A 2209-nucleotide genomic window follows, 5' to 3' on the forward strand; every position below is an offset into this window, starting at 1 on the left:
CGCCGCCCCGGACGCCTCGTCCGGGGCGGTCGGCGTCGTTAGGGTCCACCGCCGTGGCGCTGCACCCCCCGAAGGTCGAGACCTTCGCCGTGGACGAGGGCACGAACACCGACCCGAAGGGCTTCGTCCGGACCGTCGATCTCTACCGCGAGGAGCCGTTCGGGCTCTACCTGAGCCGCCCGATGCCGGGCCACCCGTCGCTGGACCACATGCGGTCGTGGCTGCTGCCCGGGCTCGGCATCCGCGTCACCGACTTCCGCTTCCAGCCCGGCCACGAGCGGATGCAGGACTTCTACGTCGACATCGCCGACGTGCACCGCGACGGGCCGGTGTGGACGACCGTCGACCACTACCTCGACCTGGTCGTGCACACCGGGGAGCGCACCGAGCTGCTCGACGTCGACGAGTACGTCGAGGCCGTCGCCGCGGGCCTGCTCGCCCCGGAGGCGGCCGAGCGGGCGCTGACGACGGCGGTGACGGTGCACGGCGGGGTCGCCGAGCACGGGCACGACCTCGACGCCTGGCTGGCCACGCGGGGGGTGGTGCTGGACTGGCCGTGGGACTAGGACAGCCGCAGCCGCACCGGCCGCCGGGGGTCCGCGCCGCCGTGCAGGGCGTCGTCCACGCGGGGGAACCCCGCCCCGGTCAGGGCCGCGGCCAGCTCCCCCGTCGGGTCCCCGTCGCCCGTGTGCACCACCAGATCGATGACGTCGGGCGCCGCGCGCCCGGGCTCGGCGGTCGGCCCGACGTGCTCCACGCCGTCGACGTGGCCCTGGCCGGCCACCTCGATCCGCGCGGCCAGCCGGCGGGCCTGGGCAGGCCAGGTCGGGTCGGCGTCGACGACGTCCTCGGGCCACGGCACCGCCCGCCCGGTCCGCACGCCGGCCTCGAACGGCACGATCCGCCCCGACCACAGCGCCCGCACCTCCTCGCGGACCGCGTCGACGTCGCCGACGTTGTCGATCCACACGTCCGCGGCCGCCCGGCGGTCGGACTCGGTGGCCTGCGCGCGGATGCGGGCGCGGGCGTCGTCCTCGGCCATGCCGCGGGTCTCGCCGAGGCGCGCCACGCGGACGTCCTCGGGTGCGTCCACCACCACGACCAGCGCGAACGCCGCGCCCATGCCGTTCTCCACCAGCAGCGGTACGTCGTGCACGACGACGGCGTCGTCCGGCGCGGCCGCGACCAGCTCCGCGGTCCGCGCGCCGATGCGGGGGTGCAGGATGCCGTTGAGGCGGGTCCGCGCGTCGTCGTCGGCGAACACGACCCGGCCGAGCGCCGGTCGGTCCAGTCGGCCCTCGTCGTCGAGGACGTCCTCCCCGAAGGCGGCCACCACCTCGGCCAGCCCGTCGGTCCCCGGTTCGACGACCTCGCGGGCGATCTGGTCGGAGTCGACGACGATCGCGCCGAGCTCCGAGAGCTCCGCCGCGACGGTCGACTTGCCCGCCCCGATCCCACCGGTCAGTCCCACGCGCAGCACGGCGCGCAGTCTGCCCGATCGGCGCCGTGGACGCCCGGGACCGCCGGGCCCGTCAGGCGACCGCGCCGACGAGGTGGCGCGGGGTGGCGAACAGCGTCTCGAACAGGCCGCGCCGCGCGACGGTCGGGCCGGCGAGCGCCGCGGCCACCGCCACGTACTCGCGGCACCAGGTCAGCCCCGAGGACCCGCGGCGGTGCCGGCCGGGCCGACGGGCGAGCTCGCTGCGACGACGTCCCCAGGCCATGCTGTTTCCCCCTGTGCTCGTGATACTGCTGTGACGCAGGATAACGATGTGACACATGGGGTCAACGCGACGCGCGGACGACGACGGGCCCCCACCCCGGGTGGGGTGAGGGCCCGTCGAACGGCGTCAGGCGATCAGTTGCCCGAGAGCTTCTCCCGCAGCGCGGCGAGCTGGGCGTCGCTGGCGAGCGAGCCCGCACCGGACGCGGACGGCGGGCCCTGGCCCGGGTCGTCGCGGTCGGCGGACGGCGCCGCGGCGGCGTCGACGTCCTCGTCCTCGGCGGCGGACGCCGACTCGGGGCCGCCCGAGGAGTAGTTGGCCGGGGCCGCCTCGGCGGCCTCCGCCTCCTGCTCCGCGGTGCGCTGCAGCTGCGCGATGTGCTGCTGGTAGCGGGCGTACGCCGCCTGGTACTGGCGCTCCCACTCCTCGCGCTGGGACTCGAAGCCCTCGCGCCACTCCCCGGAGTCGGGGTCGAAGCCCTCCGG

The 2209-nt window shown here is 76.2% G+C and carries 3 protein-coding genes and 1 pseudogene; 1 reads left to right on the forward strand and 3 read right to left on the reverse strand.

Annotated elements, in window-relative coordinates; all coding sequences use genetic code 11:
- Nucleotides 1–53: 53 nt before the first annotated feature.
- Nucleotides 54–566, forward strand: a complete 513-nt coding sequence (locus tag AC0CYZ_RS17385) for a ribonuclease FAU-1 family protein (protein WP_472217557.1) — start codon at nt 54–56, stop codon at nt 564–566.
- Here the strand turns inward: AC0CYZ_RS17385 and coaE are convergent.
- From coaE to rpsA, 3 genes and pseudogenes are all read right to left on the reverse strand, one after another.
- Complete coding sequence (gene coaE, locus AC0CYZ_RS17390) at nt 563–1480, reverse strand: dephospho-CoA kinase (RefSeq protein ID WP_472217559.1); 918 nt, start codon at nt 1478–1480, stop codon at nt 563–565. The two genes, AC0CYZ_RS17385 and coaE, sit on opposite strands and share 4 nt — an antisense overlap.
- 52 nt (nt 1481–1532) lie before the next feature.
- Entirely contained in the window at nt 1533–1724 is a 192-nt protein-coding gene (locus AC0CYZ_RS17395; protein ID WP_472217561.1) for a hypothetical protein, read from the reverse strand.
- 134 nt (nt 1725–1858) lie between these two features.
- Nucleotides 1859–2209, reverse strand: a pseudogene (rpsA, locus tag AC0CYZ_RS17400) (30S ribosomal protein S1); the annotation flags it as partial.

This window comes from Actinomycetospora sp. (assembly GCF_055612215.1).

Bases quoted from the DNA above. Each gene is read 5' to 3' on its own strand.
- AC0CYZ_RS17395 (WP_472217561.1), bottom strand. From the start codon at position 1,724: ATGGCCTGGGGACGTCGTCGCAGCGAGCTCGCCCGTCGGCCCGGCCGG.